This window comes from Micromonospora sp. C97, assembly GCF_018070385.1.
Classification (GTDB): domain Bacteria; phylum Actinomycetota; class Actinomycetes; order Mycobacteriales; family Micromonosporaceae; genus Micromonospora; species Micromonospora parva.
Window position 1 is genome coordinate 155131 of sequence record NZ_JAGPXU010000008.1, and the last position, 15904, is coordinate 171034.

The 15904-nt window shown below is 69.5% G+C and carries 13 protein-coding genes; 10 read left to right on the plus strand and 3 right to left on the minus strand.

Translation table 11 applies throughout. From position 1 onward, the window contains the following. The first annotated feature begins 5 nt into the window (after nt 1–5). Together KBX26_RS14260 and KBX26_RS14265 are read left to right on the plus strand one after the other, a co-directional pair. Entirely contained in the window at nt 6–1085 is a 1080-nt protein-coding gene (locus KBX26_RS14260; protein WP_030331825.1) for an inositol-3-phosphate synthase, read from the plus strand. Between the two features lie 126 nt (nt 1086–1211). Beyond that, entirely contained in the window at nt 1212–1376 is a 165-nt protein-coding gene (locus KBX26_RS14265; protein ID WP_156057535.1) for a hypothetical protein, read from the plus strand. A 16-nt stretch (nt 1377–1392) separates the two neighbouring features. Here KBX26_RS14265 and KBX26_RS14270 read toward each other — a convergent pair whose 3' ends face one another. Next, nucleotides 1393–1872 (minus strand): methylated-DNA--[protein]-cysteine S-methyltransferase, encoded by a 480-nt coding sequence (locus tag KBX26_RS14270; RefSeq protein WP_030331827.1) that lies wholly within the window; start codon nt 1870–1872, stop codon nt 1393–1395. Between the two features lie 214 nt (nt 1873–2086). Here KBX26_RS14270 and KBX26_RS14275 point away from each other — a divergent pair, with 214 nt between their 5' ends. Both KBX26_RS14275 and KBX26_RS14280 read left to right on the plus strand, forming a co-directional pair. Next, nucleotides 2087–2599 carry an NfeD family protein gene (locus KBX26_RS14275; protein ID WP_036411488.1) on the plus strand — a complete coding sequence of 171 codons (513 nt, stop codon included), beginning with the start codon at nt 2087–2089 and terminating at the stop codon, nt 2597–2599. A 28-nt stretch (nt 2600–2627) separates the two neighbouring features. Beyond that, on the plus strand, nt 2628–4145 hold the full coding sequence (locus KBX26_RS14280; RefSeq protein WP_030331832.1) for a flotillin family protein: 1518 nt from the start codon (nt 2628–2630) through the stop codon (nt 4143–4145). A gap of 92 nt (nt 4146–4237) precedes the next feature. Here the strand turns inward: KBX26_RS14280 and KBX26_RS14285 are convergent, their stop codons facing one another. Both KBX26_RS14285 and KBX26_RS14290 read right to left on the minus strand, forming a co-directional pair. Then, nucleotides 4238–6388, minus strand: a complete 2151-nt coding sequence (locus KBX26_RS14285) for a hypothetical protein (RefSeq protein ID WP_210865603.1) — start codon at nt 6386–6388, stop codon at nt 4238–4240. A gap of 804 nt (nt 6389–7192) precedes the next feature. After that, nucleotides 7193–8653 (minus strand): CCA tRNA nucleotidyltransferase, encoded by a 1461-nt coding sequence (locus KBX26_RS14290; protein WP_030331836.1) that lies wholly within the window; start codon nt 8651–8653, stop codon nt 7193–7195. Nucleotides 8654–8779: 126 nt separating this feature from the next. On the opposite strand from KBX26_RS14290, the gene murJ reads away from it, so the two are divergent. The 6 genes from murJ (at nt 8780) to trxA (ending at nt 15837) form a co-directional block, all read left to right on the plus strand. Beyond that, nucleotides 8780–10531: a murein biosynthesis integral membrane protein MurJ gene (gene murJ / locus KBX26_RS14295; RefSeq protein WP_210865604.1), complete on the plus strand. Its 1752-nt coding sequence runs from the start codon at nt 8780–8782 to the stop codon at nt 10529–10531. A gap of 445 nt (nt 10532–10976) precedes the next feature. Beyond that, nucleotides 10977–12584, plus strand: coding sequence for a protein kinase family protein (locus KBX26_RS14300; protein WP_030331840.1), 1608 nt, complete (start codon nt 10977–10979; stop codon nt 12582–12584). A 43-nt stretch (nt 12585–12627) separates the two neighbouring features. Next, entirely contained in the window at nt 12628–13338 is a 711-nt protein-coding gene (gene sigM / locus KBX26_RS14305; RefSeq protein WP_051708450.1) for an RNA polymerase sigma factor SigM, read from the plus strand. Beyond that, nucleotides 13335–14348 (plus strand): hypothetical protein, encoded by a 1014-nt coding sequence (locus KBX26_RS14310; protein WP_210865605.1) that lies wholly within the window; start codon nt 13335–13337, stop codon nt 14346–14348. Before sigM ends, KBX26_RS14310 begins: the two co-directional genes overlap by 4 nt. A gap of 183 nt (nt 14349–14531) precedes the next feature. Beyond that, nucleotides 14532–15482: a thioredoxin-disulfide reductase gene (gene trxB / locus KBX26_RS14315; protein ID WP_030331847.1), complete on the plus strand. Its 951-nt coding sequence runs from the start codon at nt 14532–14534 to the stop codon at nt 15480–15482. Nucleotides 15483–15513: 31 nt separating this feature from the next. Further along, nucleotides 15514–15837, plus strand: a complete 324-nt coding sequence (gene trxA, locus KBX26_RS14320) for a thioredoxin (RefSeq protein ID WP_030331849.1) — start codon at nt 15514–15516, stop codon at nt 15835–15837. Nucleotides 15838–15904 lie beyond the last annotated feature (67 nt).

Below are 15904 nucleotides of genomic sequence, written 5' to 3' on the forward strand. Positions count from 1 at the left end.
ACGCTATGGGCTCCGTCCGCGTCGCCATCGTCGGTGTGGGTAACTGCGCCTCGTCCCTGGTTCAGGGCGTCGAGTACTACCGGAACGCCAACCCGAACGACCGCGTCCCGGGTCTCATGCACGTCGCCTTCGGCGACTACCACGTCAACGCCGTGGAGTTCGTCGCGGCATTCGACGTGGACGCCAAGAAGGTGGGCATGGACCTCGCGGAGGCGATCGTCGCCAGCGAGAACAACACCATCAAGCTCTGCGACGTGCCGCCGACCGGCGTGACGGTGCAGCGCGGTCCGACCTTCGACGGTCTGGGCCAGTACTACCGCGAGATCGTCGAGGAGTCGGACGCCACCCCGGTCGACGTGGCGCAGGCGCTGCGTGACGCGCAGGTCGACGTCGTCGTCTGCTACCTCCCGGTCGGCTCGGAGCAGGCCGCCAAGTTCTACGCCCAGGCCGCGATCGACGCCGGCTGCGCGTTCGTCAACGCCCTGCCGGTCTTCATCGCCTCCGACCCCGAGTGGGCCCAGAAGTTCACCGACGCCGGCCTGCCGATCGTCGGTGACGACATCAAGAGCCAGGTCGGCGCCACCATCGTGCACCGCGCCCTCGCGAAGCTCTTCGAGGACCGTGGCGTCGAGCTGCTGCGCACGTACCAGCTCAACTTCGGCGGCAACATGGACTTCATGAACATGCTGGAGCGCAAGCGCCTGGTCTCGAAGAAGATCTCGAAGACCCAGTCGGTGACCTCGCAGATCCCGCACGAGATGAGCAAGAGCGACGTGCACATCGGCCCGTCGGACCACGTGCCGTGGCTGGACGACCGCAAGTGGGCGTACATCCGCCTCGAGGGCCGTTCGTTCGGTGACACCCCGCTCAACGCCGAGCTCAAGCTCGAGGTGTGGGACTCCCCGAACTCGGCCGGCGTCATCATCGACGCGGTCCGGGCCGCGAAGATCGCCCTGGACCGGAAGATCGGCGGCCCGATCCTGTCGGCCTCGTCGTACTTCATGAAGTCCCCGCCGGTGCAGTACGCCGACCACGACGCCCACCAGGCCGTCGAGGAGTTCATCGCCGGTGAGGTCGCGCGCTGACGCGCTGAGTCACCAAGCAGGTCGAAGGGCCGGGTCCGCGTGGACCCGGCCCTTCGCCGTGGGTCCGCCGCCATCGCGGGTACGAGGGCGGTCCCGTGATTCACGGCACCTCTTCCGGAACCACAGGTGACCGGGCGGCTGGGCGCGCCGGTGGCGATCCTCGTCGCGGTGGTCCTGCCGACCCTGCCACCGGCCAACGCCTTCTTCCGGTCACGGACCCCGGTCGACCCGCCGTGGCCCGGCGCAACGACACCCGGCACCGGCCGGGAGGGGTCGCCCAGCACCGGCTGAGGCCCGCCGAGGTGGTTCAGGACCAGGCGCGTCGCAGCGCGACCCCGGCCTCCAACTCCAGCAGCTTGACCTTGCGGGGCAGGCCCCCACCGAAGCCGACCAGCTTGCCGCCCGCGCCGACGATCCGGTGACACGGCACGATCACCGGGATCGGATTGCGGTTGCAGGCCACCCCGACCGCCCGTGCCGCCCCAGGATCGCCGACCAGGCGCGCCACCTCCCCGTACGTCAGCGTCTGCCCGTACGGAATCCGCGTCATCTCACGCCACACGGCGCGCTCGAAGTCGGAGCCGCGTGGCGGCGACACCGGGACGGTGAACCCGGTCAGCTCACCGGCGAAGTACGCCCGCAGCTCGTCGACGGCCTGCCGGGACAGCGCGTCGTCGGGCGCCTCGGCGGCTGCCTCGACCCGCCCGAAATGCGCACCGCAGACGCTGGTGCCGTCGGTGGCGACGGAGAACTCACCGATCGGTGCGTCGAGCACGGTCCAGCGCATCCACCCATTCTCCCTGTCCCGGACTCCTTCGCCGGCGCGGCTACCAGCGCCGGGCCGAGTCCCACTACTCGGCGGACCGGATCGCCTCCGCCGCCCGCTCGGTGAAGGTGGGCGCTGCCCTTTTCCGATCACCGTCAGCGATTCGGCAGCGGTAGATCATCTTGCCCTCTCGCCGGCTCGTTCGGCGTTGCGCGGCGTCGATACCGTCAAGGTCGTGGCATCGGGGACGCTCATCTTTCTGATCATCGGCGGGGCGGGCATCGGTGTGCTCGCACTCGCCCTGCTCGGCACCGAACTGCTCCAGTTCGGGCACCCCGACGTGGACGGGCCGATCTCGGTCGAGACGGTCGCCGGCTTCGCCGGGGCGTTCGGGTTCGGCGGCGCCATCGTCAACGAACTGCTCGGTGCGCGTACCCCAGGCATGGTCGTCGGGGCGGTGGTCGGTGGGGTGCTCGCGGCCGTGCCCACCGGATGGTTGGCGTCCCGGCTGAGCCGGGCGGCGCGCAACATGCGCACCGACGCCACCCCCACCCGTGACGACCTGGTCGGCGCGCTCGGCCTGGTCGTCACCCCGGTGCCGGCCGACGGGTACGGCGAGGTCCGCGTTCGCCTCGCCGGCCAACCGGTCAAGCTCAGCGCCCGCGCGGACCAACCGATCCCGATCGGCGCCCAGGTCTTCGTCGTGCAGGCGCTCAGCGAGACCAGCGTGCACGTCGAGACCTACTGATCAACCCCTCGTAGACGGGACTGCTCATATGGCACTACTCATCGCCATCGGCGGCGCGGTTCTCCTCGCGCTCATCCTGGTGCTCTTCGTGCTCTCCCGGATCAAGGTGGCCGGGCCGAACGAGGCGTTCATCGTCACCGGCCGCAAGGGCCGCACCACGCAGACCGCCGACGGTGGGCGGTCCACCGACACCTCCGGGCAGAAGGTCGTGCTCGGCGCTTCGGTCTTCGTGCTGCCGGTGGTGCAGAAGCTCCAGTCCCTGGACCTGTCCAGCCGACGGATCGACGTCGGCATCCGGGGCGCGGTGAGCAAGCAGGGCATCCGCGCCGACCTGCACGGGGTGGCGATCGTCAAGGTCGGTGGCACCGAGGACGCGATCCGGGCCGCCGCCCAGCGGTTCCTGCACCAGCAGGACGAGATCGACAACTTCACCCGGGAGGTGCTGGCCGGCGCGCTGCGCTCGATCGTCGGCCGGCTCACCGTCGAGGAGGTCATCCGGGACCGGGCGGCGTTCGCCAGCGCGGTGGCCGAGGAGGCCGAGCACTCGATGACCAACCAGGGTCTGGTGCTGGACACCTTCCAGCTCCAGGACATCCTCGCCGAGGGCTCCTACCTGCAGGACCTGGGCCGGCCCGAGGCCGCCCGGGTGCTCAAGGACGCGGCGATCGCCGAGGCGCGGGCCCGGCAGCAGGCCGAGCAGGAGCGGCTGCTCGCCGAGGAGGCCATCGCCGAGGCGAACCGGAACCTGGCCCTCAAGCAGGCCGGCATCCAGGCCGAGATCGACGCCGCGAAGGCGAAGTCCGCGGCGGCCGGGCCGCTCGCCCAGGCCGAGCGGGACCAGGCGATCCTCTCCGAGCAGCAGAAGGTGGCCGAGCGCAACGCCGAACTCAAGCAGCGCCAACTCGACACCGAGGTGCGCAAGCCGGCCGACGCCGCCCGGTACAAGGTGGAACAGGAGGCCGAGGCGGCCCGCAACGCTGCGGTGCTGCACGCCGACGCGCAGCGCCAGTCCGTCATCGCCGCCGCGCAGGCCTCCGCCGAACAGGCCCGCCTCACCGGTGAGGGTGAGCGGGCACGGCGGGCCGCGCTCGCCGAGGCGAACGCCATCGAGGGCGCCAAGGAGGGTGAGGCCGAGCAGCGTCGGCGCTCCGCGATCGCCGAGGCGGTGGAGCGGGAGGGTCAGGCCGAGGCCGCGGCCATCCTGGCGAAGGGTGAGGCCGAAGCGGACGCGATGGCGCGCAAGGCCGAGGCGTTCGCCGCGTACGGCGAGGCGGCCGTGCTGGACCTGCTGGTCAAGGTGCTGCCGCAGGTCGTCGAGGCGGCCAGTGCGCCGATCGGGGCGATCGACAAGATGACGGTCATCTCCACCGACGGCGCGTCGTCGCTGACGAAGTCGGTGGCCGGCAACGTGGCCCAGGGCCTCCAGCTCGGCAGCGACCTCACCGGGATCGACCTGCCCGGCCTGCTGGCGCGGCTCGGCTCGGCGTCGACCCCGGCCGGCAACGGTGCCGCATCCGTCGACGGGAAGGCCGTCGAGAGCCGCTGACGCCATCGTGGTCGGTCAACCGCATCGACCAGAAGACGGCTCCCGCCACCGGTGAGGTGACGGGAGCCGTCGGCTCAGGAAACGTGACCGAATCAGGCGGGAGGCGCCGGAACGGTGTGACCGGCGAACTCTCCGGCCGATGCGACTGACACACCACCTGGCGGAACCTGACGCTGGTACACCCGCGTGGCGTCGCCGAAGTTCCGGTAGACGATCATCCACCCGTTGCCGCTGCTGTTGACGATCGGGCTGACAGTCGGATCGGTTGCGGCCGGGTCGCTGTAGTCCGGATTGACGCGCGCCCAGTCACCCCAGCTACCCGAGCCGGCGGATGCCTCGAAGACCCGGTAGATCTCGTTGTCCGAACCCCGCACCACCACCGCCGTCCGTCCGAGTGCCGGATCGAGGATCACGGCGGGCGGTCCGGCGGCGATCTGGGCGCCGATGCCGTTCCAGTTGGAGGACCATGTACCGCTGAGGTCCTGCTGCTTCACCACCACGGAGCCGTCAGCGGCACGGGCGAAGATGGCCGTACGGTAACCGGGGTGGACGAGCGCGGCAGGAGCACCGGTAACGGTGCCCCCGAGATCTGTCCAGGACGACGACAAGGACCCGTCGTTGGCGTAGACAGTGGTCTTGACCGAACCGGCAGCGGTGGTGCCGATGATCCGCAGGCCAGTGTCGATGTTCACCGCCGTGACCGAACCCACCAGGCCGGCGCTGCCCAGGCTCGCCCACCGAGGGCTGCTGTCCGACTGCCGGTAGTGCCAGAGCCGGCCGTCGACGTCGACGCCGAAGATGACACTCGTGCCGTCGGTGAGCATGGCTGCCGTCGGCGGGCCGGCCATCGATCCACCGATGGTGGCGATCGGTCCCCAGGTCGCCGCGCCCTCGGCGGTCTGGCTGCCGGCCCAGATGGTGGCGTTGGTGTGCCGGACGGTCACCTGGACGGGCTTGCCGCCGGGCTGATTCAGCGCCGGTTGCCCGGTAAGAGCCTCCAAACCGGAAGCGGGGTTCCACTGGATGCTGGAGAAGTCGTCCGGGTTGTTCTGGTGACCGATCCGCAGTCGCCCAGAGTTGTCCACGAAGGCGTACTCGATGGTTCCGACGGCGGTACCGGCCGGCTTGGCCTGGAGCACCGAAGTTCGGGAGTACGTGGCAATCGGCAGGGGGGTCACCGGGTCGGCGAACCAGCCCTGGAGATCGACCACCAGATGCACGGTGCCGCTTGAGGTGTTGCGGAAGCGCACCTTCCCCTCGGAGTTGACCTGTGCTACTACGAGGCTGGATCGCGCCGACTCACCAGAGTTGAATTGAAGTGCCGGGCCGAGAATAGGGGGATCCGTCCCAAAGGAACCCTCTGCGACGCTAAAGGCCCCGCTTGCGGCAGGCCGGACAGCTGTGGCGTTCAGGACAACGCCAGCAACACCTCGGACCGGCAGCCCATTAGTGCCGCCGACAGCGACATCAACACTGGCACCGGCCGCGATCGGCGCCCCATTACCGATGCTGCGGGTGTCGATCAGCCGGCTGGCATCCACCGCGCGCAGGCCGGCCCCCGTCGTCGGGCTGTCGGTGAAGTATCCCTGCACCGTGATGACGACATCGATCGCCGAACCAGCGTTGACGAGCTGAACGACGTGGCTGCCGTCTCCCTTGAGCTTCACACTCACTGCCATCGAGGTGTTGCCGGCCCGATAATCAATGCCAGTGGCGGAAAGACTGTCCGAACCGATGGTCAACCAGCCGCCAGACGTCGCGCCGATGACGGCCACGTCCACCAGCACCGCCTTGGCAGTGCTCGGCAGCGCGAATGACCCCCCGCTGGGCTTGCGTTGCCCCAAGGTGACACTCCGAGTTTCGCCGCTCGCCAGTTTCCGCGGTAGCCCCCAGAACCTGTGGCGGGTATCGGTCATCACAATGTGATCCATCGCCACGAAGCCGGAACCGATTCCGCCGGTGTTGGTCGTGAAATAGCCCTGCACGTCCAACTTCAGGTTGACCTTGCCGGCTTGGTTGTGTAGGGCGATCTTGCCGTTCGCCCCGACCTTCACCACCACCGAATTCGAGATGACCTCACCGGTTGAGGCGTTCAGCGATGAGGCGGCTGGCCTCGTGGCCTGGTCCGGGTAGACAGTCACAAAAGTGTTGACCGTCGGGCTGATCGCCGTCACGTCGACCAAGAGCGCGCTGACCCCGTTGGCTGGCACACCGCCGACTCCGAGAGCACTGACAGTGGCCACGGTATCTGCGTCCCGAGGGCCGGTGTAGCCCCCAGTACCGCTGCGGGTGTCCAGCAACACGGTTTGGTTGATTGGTACGTAGTCGCCGCCCTTACCTGCGGCGTCGGCATGGACCGCCCCAGCCGGAACGACTACTGTTCCGACGGCCATAAGGAGAAGGACTGCCAGTAGCCTTACCACTGCCGTTCGATTACTGACCCGATAATGCAACGGTACCGCCTCTCGTAAGTTTGGATCGAACTTCCACCCCCGATGTTGGAACAGGGTGGGTTCGAACGGCATGAAGTCGTGAATTGCCACCTCAATGCCTGAACATTGGCCCCGCCCAGCCAGGTGTGAGCAACGGCAGGACAGGGAGCAGCACGCCGAATGATTGGCGCAGAACAGCAGTTCCGGCACCCGACGGTGCGGCAAGACAAACGGAACTGGGGAAAGAGGGGTTAGGCGAAACCCCCGCCGACGATCACGGCTTCAGCGTGATGCGCGATCGCAAACAGACCAGGAAGGCAAGAGATTCGAGATGAACCCCGCGCATACTCCGTGGCAGCGGCCAGATGATTGCCCTCGCGATTGGGCCGGCCAGCAAGATTCCAGCGCGTAGATGGTCATGCGTCACACCCCCGTGTGCTGCTCATCATCAATGTGCCGCTGTACATTCGCAGCGCAGACGACTCACTGTCAAGAGGTGGTTCCAGGGTGTAGGCAATGCCCGAAATGACCTGAGATAGTTACGGTGGGTCACCGATAGCTGGAGCGACGCCACAAGGCGCATCTGAGTCGATCAACCCGAGCCCGACCGGCGGCTCAACCGATGATGCCCTCGGCGCGGGCCCAGCGCAGCAGTTCCGCCTCGGCGGCGTCGCGGTCCAGCGGGCCGCGTTCGAGGCGCTGCTCCTTGAGGTGCTTCCACGCCCGGCCGACCACCGGCCCCGGCGGTACGCCGAGCAGCTCCATGATCGCGTTGCCGTCCAGGTCGGGTCGGACCCGCGCCAGGTCCTCCTCGGCGGCGATCCGGGCGATCCGGTCCTCCAGCGCGTCGTAATCGGCCGCGAGCTGGGCGGCCTTGCGCCGGTTGCGGGTGGTGCAGTCCGAGCGGGTCAGCTTGTGCAGGCGGGGAAGCAGGTCACCGGCATCGGCGACGTAGCGGCGCACCGCCGAGTCGGTCCACTCGCCCCGCCCGTACCCGTAGAAGCGCAGGTGCAGCGCGACAAGCGCGGTCACCTTCGCGGTGACCTCCTTCGGGTACCGCATCGCCTTCATCCGGGCCTTGGTCAGCCGCGCGCCGACCACCTCGTGGTGGTGGAAGCTGACCCGGCCGTCGGACCCGACCGCCTTCGTCGCCGGCTTGCCGACGTCGTGCAGGAGGGCGGCCATCCGCAGGATGAAGTCGCAGCCCTCCTCCTCGTAGGAGACCGCGTTCTCGACGACCGTCAACGTGTGCTCGTAGACGTCCTTGTGCTGCGCGTGCTCGTCGATCTCCAGCTTCAGACCGGTCAGCTCCGGCAGGAACCGCTCGGCCAGCCCGGTGTCCACCAGCAGCCGCAGCCCGGTGATCGGGTCCGCGCCGCAGAGCAGCTTGGTGAACTCGTCGCGGACCCGCTCGGCGGTGATCCGGTCCAGGTCGGCGGCCATCTCGGTCATCGCCAGATGCACGTCCGGGTGCACCGCGAACCGCAACTGGGCGGCGAACCGGGCGGCCCGCAGCATCCGCAGCGGGTCGTCGCCGAACGACTCACCCGGCGTGCTCGGGGTACGGATCACCTTGGCCGAGAGGTCGGCCAGCCCGCCGTGCGGGTCGGTGAACCGGTGGTCCGGCAGGCTGACCGCCATCGCGTTGATCGTGAAGTCGCGCCGCTTCAGGTCCTCGTCGAGGCTGGTGCCGTACACCACCACCGGGTTGCGGCTGACCTGGTCGTACGACTCCGCGCGGAACGTGGTGATCTCCAGCCGGAGGCCGTCGCGCTGAGCACCGATGGTGCCGAACTCCCGACCGGTCTCCCAGATCGACTCGGCCCAGCCCTTGATGATCCGCAGGGTCTCGTCGGGGTGCGCGTCGGTGCAGAAGTCGAGGTCGTCCCCGAGCCGACCGAGGAGGGCATCCCGCACCGAACCCCCCACCAGGTGCAGTTCGTGACCGGCGCGGACGAAGCGGCGGCCCAACTCGTCGGCGACCGGGGACACCCGGAGCAGTTCGGCGACGGCGTTGCGCTGCGCGGCGGTGAGTTCGCGGCGGTCGGCGGCATGAGGAGCGGAGGCTTCGGACATGGGATCGCCAGCTTATCGGGCCGGGGTGTGATCCGATCCGCCGGGCGCGGGTAACGGGTGGGGGTTGACTATGGTCTGTGGCGTGCGGGTCGGTGTCCGACCCGACGTACCCCTGGGAGGCTGGAGATGAGCGGCGGGCTCTACCGCAGCGCCAACGCCGCGAACGACGGCGGGGCCGGAACCCGTCCCGGGGACGGTGCCACCTTCATCTCCGCCGAGCCGCTGAACCAACCGGCCATGGAGTCGACAGCGCCGCCGCAGGAGCAGGTGGGCGAGGCGAGTGCCGCGACCAACAGCGCGGTGATGGCGATCGGCAGCCTGGTCAGCCGGGGTACTGGTTTCCTACGCACGTTGGCGTTGACCGCCGCGCTGGGTGGGGCGCTGGTCGGAGACGCGTACACCACCGCGCAGATCCTGCCCGGCATGGTCTACGAGTTCCTGCTCGGCGGCATCCTCACCAGCGTGCTGATCCCGGTGCTGGTCCGTCGGCGCAAGGTCGACACCGACGGTGGTCAGGCGTACGCCCAACGGCTGCTCACCCTGGCGGTGCTGACCCTGGCGGGAGCAGCCCTGCTGGCCGTGCTGTCGGCGGGCTTGCTGACCAAGCTCTACGCCGGCGACAACACGGGCGACGAATTCCGGAGCCTGGTCAAGGCACTGTCGTACCTGATGCTGCCGATGATCTTCTTCACCGGCCTCAGCGCGCTGATCAGCGCGGTGCTCAACACCCGGGGGCACTTCGCCGCGCCGATGTGGGCGCCGATCCTCAACAACATCGTGGTGATCGCCACCGCCGGGCTGTACATAGCGATCTTCGGGGCCGAGATCGTCAAGCCGGAGGAGATGACCACCGGCCGGATCCTGCTGATCGGTGGCGGCACCCTGCTCGGTGTCGCGATCCAGGCCGCCGGCCTGCTGCCGGCGCTGCGCAAGGTCGGCTTCCGGTGGAAGTTCCGGTTCGACTTCCGGACCCTCGGACTGCGGGAGCTGGGGCGTCTCGGCGGCTGGATGTTCTGTTACGTCGCGGTGAGCCAGGTCGGCCTGATCGTGCTGTTCAACCTGCTGAACCGTGCCGGCAAGGAAAACGCCGCCGGTCCGCTGATCTACAACAACGTGTTCCTGCTGCTGATGATGGCGCACGGCATCATCGCCGTCTCGATCATCACCGCACTGATGCCCCGAATGAGCGCGGCGGCGGCCGACGGTCGGTACTCCGACGTCGCCGCCGACCTGTCCCGTGGCACCCGCACGGTCTCGGCGGTGCTCGCCCCGATCGCGGTCTGCTACGCGGTGCTGGCGACTCCCCTGGCCGTGACGCTGTTCCGCTACGGCGCGTTCACCGACGAGAACGCGGCGGACACCTCGCTGGTGCTGCTCCTGGCGGCGCTGGCATTGGTGCCGTTCGCAATCAGTCAGCTCTTCACCTTCGCGTTCTACGCCCTGCCGGACACCCGCACCCCGGCGCTGATCAACATCCCGGTGGTGGCCCTGCGCATCGGCGTGCAGGTGGTGCTCTACGTCGCCTTCGCCGCCCATTTCGCCGCGGCCGGGATGATGATCGGCAACACGGTGTCGTACCTGGCGGCGGCCTTCGCCTCGGCCTGGTTGCTGCGGCCCCGGGTGGGCCGGATCGGGATGGGCGCCATTCTGCGCACCCTCGGCCGGGTGGCGGTCGCCGCGTTGGGGGCCGCCCTGGTCGGCCTCCTCGTCGTGAACCTCCTGCCCGGTGGCGACCGGCCAAGTTGGATACAGGCTGTCGTCCAGCTCGTGATCGGTGGCGCGGTGATCGGCGGGACCTACCTGGGTCTGGCCATGGTGCTGCGGATTGGGGAGATCACCGAGGTGGTCGGGATGGTTCGCCGCCGCCTTGGTCGCTGAATGCCAGCAGCTGATTACAACAAGTTGGCACTCATACGGACCGTGACCGCGGATCACCAGGCTGGGGACGCTTCTGTGGATAACTCCGCGATTCGCCGGTCAACCACCGCTTCAGCCTGTGGATAACCAACCGTACGGCTGAGCGTGGCGAACCGATCGGTGGGAACGTACGAGGCAGCGCGAGCGCCAGGCCGGCCCAGCCCCGGCTTCGGTCACTTGCGGTGAAGCCGTAGATTAGCTAGTACATGTGCCAGCAACGTGGCTGACAACGGTCGTAACCGGACGACTTCTCCGACTGCCGGAACCCCGCCAGTTACAGCGGGAAGATGACATGTCGGAGAGACGGGCAACCCGGGTAAGGTCGCTCTCGACGGGTACGGCAGGGGCCGACGCTGGGCGTCGACACCGGTCGGCCGGTTCCTTCAACGGCAGAGCGGGAAGCCACATGCCCAGCAGTTCGGGTTCATCGATCGACACGATCACCGAGGGAGGACGGGTGACCCAGGTCGGCGAGGGTCAGGAGGCGGACGAAAGCGCTCCTCCGGTCATGACCTTCGGTGCTCCCACGGCCGGTGAAGTCCTCGCCGAGCGGTACGAACTGGTTGAGCACATCAACAACGACAGTGCGGGTCGGCTGGTCTGGCGCGGGGTCGACGTCATCCTGCGCCGTCCCGTTGCCGTGGTGCTGCGCTACCCGGGCGGTGACTCCGCCACCGAGATGCTTCAGGCCGCCGTCGCGGCCAGCCGGGTCATCCACCCCAACCTGGTCGGCGTCTACGACGCGATCGACGAGGCCGACCGGGCGTACGTGGTGCGCGAGTGGGTCGACGGGCAGTCCCTGCGGGATCTGACCACCGACGGCCCCCTGGATCCGGCTCGGGCCACCGCCATCGGCAACGCCGTCGCGAGCGCGCTCGCCGCTGTGCACGCCACCGGCATGGTGCACGGCAACGTCCACCCCGGCACCGTCATGATCAGTGACGAGGGCCGCGTGGTCCTGGCCGATGCCCGCACCGACGGCGCCGACAGCCAGGAGAACGACATCCGGGCGGTCGGCGGCATCCTCTACTTCGCACTGACCGGCTCCTGGCCGCACACCGAGGCACCGCTGCGGGGCGCCACCGCCGGCCACGGCCGCGCCGCGATCCCGGACGCTGTCCGAGACGCCTCGGGTGCCATCGCGGCACCCCGCCAGGTCCGGGCGGGCGTCCCGGCGTACCTGGACGACCTGACCATGGATCTGCTCGACGCCGAGATCGCGCCGCCGTCCTCCGACGTGCTGGCCGCCGAGTTGGCGCGACTGGACGTGCCGGCCGAGGATGAGCACTACCTCGACAACAGCGGGCCGCTGCGGTTCGCCGCCGAAACCGGAGAGGAGCCGTCGCCGCTGGCCGCGGCGGGGGGTCGCAAGGTCGCCGTCGGCATCGCCGGCCTGTTGGCCGTCGCCCTGGTCGGTCTGCTGATCGGAATCATCGCGTTGGGCGGCGACGACGACGACCCGAAGTCGAACCCGGTCGCCGCACCGACCTCCAGTGCCCCGGCCGGTGACGCCACCCCGGCCGCCGCGACGGCGCGCAAGTTGACGGTCAAGGATGTCCGGATCATCGACCCGGACAGCAAGAACCGCAGTGAGGTCCGAGGCGCCGAAAAGGTCATCGACGGTGACGAGGACAAGGGCTGGGAGACCGAGACCTACGTGAACAGGCCCAACTTCGGCAACCTGAAGAAGGGCATGGGCGTCTGGATCGACCTCGGCGAGCCGCACACCGTCAAGTCGGTGCAGGCGGTGCTGTCAGCCACCGGTGCGTCCGCCCAGCTTCTCGCCGGCACCACCAACCCGCCGTCCAGCACCAACGGTGACAAGCAGTTGGTGGCGAGCTACAAGACCGCCATCGGCCAGCCGTTCGAGGACCACGACGGCACCACAATGACGTTCAACGGCTTCGACGCCGACCAGAAATACCAGTACCTGCTGTTCTGGATCACCGAGCTGCCGCCGTCGGAGGGCGGGTTCAAGCTGGGGGTGCAGGAGATTACGGTCCAGGGGTCGTGAGCCGGGCGCCACGATCCGGGCACCGCACTCGCTGGACGCGGTGATGGACGGGCGTGCCGCCGCACCGGACCTGGAGCTGCTGCGCGCGCACGTCGCCGGCGACCGGGACGCCTTCGCCGAACTGTTCCACCGGCATCGCGACCGGTTGTGGGCGGTGGCCCTGCGGACGCTCGGCGACCGTGAGGAGGCAGCCGACGCACTCCAGGACGCCCTGCTGTCGGCGCATCGGGCGGCGGCCCGGTTCCGCGGTGACTCCGCCGTCACGACCTGGCTGCACCGGATCGTGGTCAACGCCTGCCTGGACCGGATCCGCCGCCGGCAGGCGCACCCCACAGTGCCGCTGCCGGACGGCAACCGCTCCGAGGACGGATCGGGCACCGGCCGGCTGGAGCCGGCCGCACCGGCAACGGACCACGACACCGTGCTGGTTGTCCGCGAGGCGCTCGCCGCGCTGCCCGTCGAGCAACGCGCCGCGCTGGTACTGGTCGACGTGCAGGGCTATCCGGTCGCCGAGGTCGCCCGCATCCTCGGCGTCGCCGAGGGGACGGTGAAGAGCCGGTGTGCCCGGGGCCGGGCACGGCTGGCCGTGCTGCTCGGGCATCTCCGCCCCGCTGCCGCCGCGACGTCTTCGGCCCGACCGGACCCGACCGCCCCGGGCGTGCCCGGCGTCACGCCGGGGAACCCCAGCCCGGTGGAGGGCGTCGGATCGAGGTCAGGCCGGTACCGGCGGGACGCCAACCAGGAGGACACGTGACGACCGAGGGGTTCCGGGAGGTCGACGCCGACCTCCTCGCCGACTACCTCGGCGGGGCGTTGGACGGCACCCCGCAGCAGGACGAGGTCGCCCAGCTGGTCTCCGCGGACCCGTCCTGGGCCGAGGCGTACGCGCTGCTGGCCCCTGCCGTGACCGAGGTCCGGGCGGACCTGACCCGCTGGGCCGAGCCGTCCCCGCAGATGCCACCGGCGATCACCGACCGGCTGCTGGCCGCGTTGGCCTCCGCGCAGCCGACGAACGACACCTCGACCGGGGACGCGCGCACCGCCGCGTCGAGCGTCGATCCGGCGACACCAGTGGTCGTACCGACGCAGGGCGGTGCCGGTCGACGGCCGGCTCTCCCCGCACCCGCCGGGGGGCCGGGGCGCGGGGTGTCCACCGGCCCGGGTCGCCGCCGGCGCGGCTGGGCCAGCCGTGGCGCACCCGTGGCCGCTGCCGCGATCGCCGTCATCGCCGTCGCCCTGGGCCTCAACCAGCTGTCGATGCCCGCGTCGGACGACTCCGGCAGCGCCCCCGCCATGGATCGGCCGGCCAGCGCGCCCGAGGGCGCCGCGGGGGCCGGGACGGTCCGGACCACCGGGCCGGCGCTGCGCAGTGGTACGAACTACACCCCGCAGGCCCTCGGCAATGCCTACGACACGGGTTCGCCGAGGACACCCGCCACCAGCCGGGCGACCGGCAGCGCCCCGGGCGGGCAGCCGCAGGTGGATGCCGAGGGCGAGCGTCGGCCCTCTCCGGACGGGTCGGACCAGTTGGCCCGGCTGACCGACGAGACGGCCCTGACCAGTTGTCTGGCGAGCGTCGCGGCGGAGCACGGATCGGTGCCACTGGTGGTCGAGGTGATCGACTACGCCCGCTTCCAGGGTGACCAGGCGCTGGTCATTCGCTTCACCGATGCCACCGGAGGCCGGTGGGCCTGGGTGAGTGGCCCGGAGTGCGGAGTGCCCGGGTCCGGCTCGGACAGCAGGTATTCGGCGCGGGTAGGGTGAATCCACGGTCGATGGCACGATGACCGCTCACGTGACCTGACCCACCGGATGCCCGGCTCGGGAATCCCCGGTTCGTACGATGACGTTCTGGAAGTCAGCTGCCGGCCTCACCCAGGCGTCGGCAACTCGGATCGGCATCGGTGCTCGCGCCGACGCCGAACACACACAACTCGGGAGACGGCAGTGGACGAGGTCCGCAACCTGATCATCATCGGCTCCGGGCCGGCCGGCTACACAGCGGCGGTCTACGCCGCACGCGCCAATCTGAAGCCGCTGATCATCGAGGGCGTGCAGTCCGGTGGCGCGCTGATGACCACGACCGAGGTGGAAAACTTCCCCGGCTTCGCCGACGGCATCCTCGGCCCCGAGCTGATGGACAACATGCGCAAGCAGGCCGAGCGGTTCGGCGCCGAGTTCCTCACCGACGACGTGACCCGCGTCGAGCTGGTGGACACCGGCGACGCCGGCTCCGGCGCGGTGAGCACCGTCTGGGTTGGCGAGACCGCCTACCGGGCCCGGTCCATCATCCTCTCCACCGGTTCGGCGTGGCGTCCGCTGGGCGTGCCCGGTGAGCAGGAATACCTGGGCCACGGCGTCTCCGCGTGTGCCACCTGTGACGGCTTCTTCTTCCGCAATCAGCACATCGTGGTGGTCGGCGGCGGCGACTCGGCGATGGAGGAGGCCACCTTCCTCACCCGTTTCGCCGATTCGGTGACGATCATCCACCGCCGCGACTCGTTCCGGGCCAGCAAGATCATGGCCGACCGGGCGCTGAGCAACGAGAAGATCAAGGTGGAGTGGAACAGCACCGTCGAGGAGATCCTCGGCGACGACGGCAAGGTCACCGGCGTCCGCGTTCGCAACGTGCACACCGGCGAGACCAAGGTGATGGACGTGACCGGCGTCTTCGTCGCCATCGGTCACGACCCTCGCAGCGAGCTGTTCCAGGGCCAGGTCGAGCTGGACGACGAGGGCTACGTGAAGGTCGACGCCCCGAGCACCCGCACGAACGTGCCCGGTGTCTTCGCCGCCGGTGACGTGGTCGACCACACCTACCGTCAGGCGATCACCGCGGCCGGCACCGGGTGTGCCGCCGCGCTCGACGCCGAGCGGTTCATCGCGACGCTCAGCTGAAACAACGAACACATCCCGGAGGAGGGGCATAGTGGGAACAACCAAGGCGGTCACGGACAAGAGCTTCGTCGCTGACGTGCTACAGGCCGACAAGCCGGTGCTGGTGGACTTCTGGGCGGAGTGGTGCGGGCCGTGCCGCAAGGTGTCGCCGCTGCTCGAGGAGATCGCCCGGGAGATGGGTGACCAGGTCACCATCGTCAAGCTCAACATCGACGAGAACCCGGAGACCGCCCGGGCCTACCGGGTGATGTCGGTGCCGACGCTGACCGTCTTCAAGAACGGCCAGCCGGTGCAGTCGATCGCCGGTGCCAAGCCGAAGGGCGAGCTGGTCCGGCTCATCGAATCGGCCCTCTGACCAGCAGAAACTCACCCGAACCCCGTACCCGCTCGCCGGGTGCGGGGTTCGTCGTCTTCCCGGCCGC

Bases quoted from the DNA above. Each gene is read 5' to 3' on its own strand.
- KBX26_RS14280 (WP_030331832.1), top strand. From the start codon at position 2,628: ATGGCACTACTCATCGCCATCGGCGGCGCGGTTCTCCTCGCGCTCATC.
- KBX26_RS14270 (WP_030331827.1), bottom strand. From the start codon at position 1,872: ATGCGCTGGACCGTGCTCGACGCACCGATCGGTGAGTTCTCCGTCGCC.
- sigM (WP_051708450.1), top strand. From the start codon at position 12,628: ATGGACGGGCGTGCCGCCGCACCGGACCTGGAGCTGCTGCGCGCGCAC.
- murJ (WP_210865604.1), top strand. From the start codon at position 8,780: ATGAGCGGCGGGCTCTACCGCAGCGCCAACGCCGCGAACGACGGCGGG.
- KBX26_RS14300 (WP_030331840.1), top strand. From the start codon at position 10,977: ATGCCCAGCAGTTCGGGTTCATCGATCGACACGATCACCGAGGGAGGA.
- KBX26_RS14260 (WP_030331825.1), top strand. From the start codon at position 6: ATGGGCTCCGTCCGCGTCGCCATCGTCGGTGTGGGTAACTGCGCCTCG.
- KBX26_RS14290 (WP_030331836.1), bottom strand. From the start codon at position 8,653: ATGTCCGAAGCCTCCGCTCCTCATGCCGCCGACCGCCGCGAACTCACC.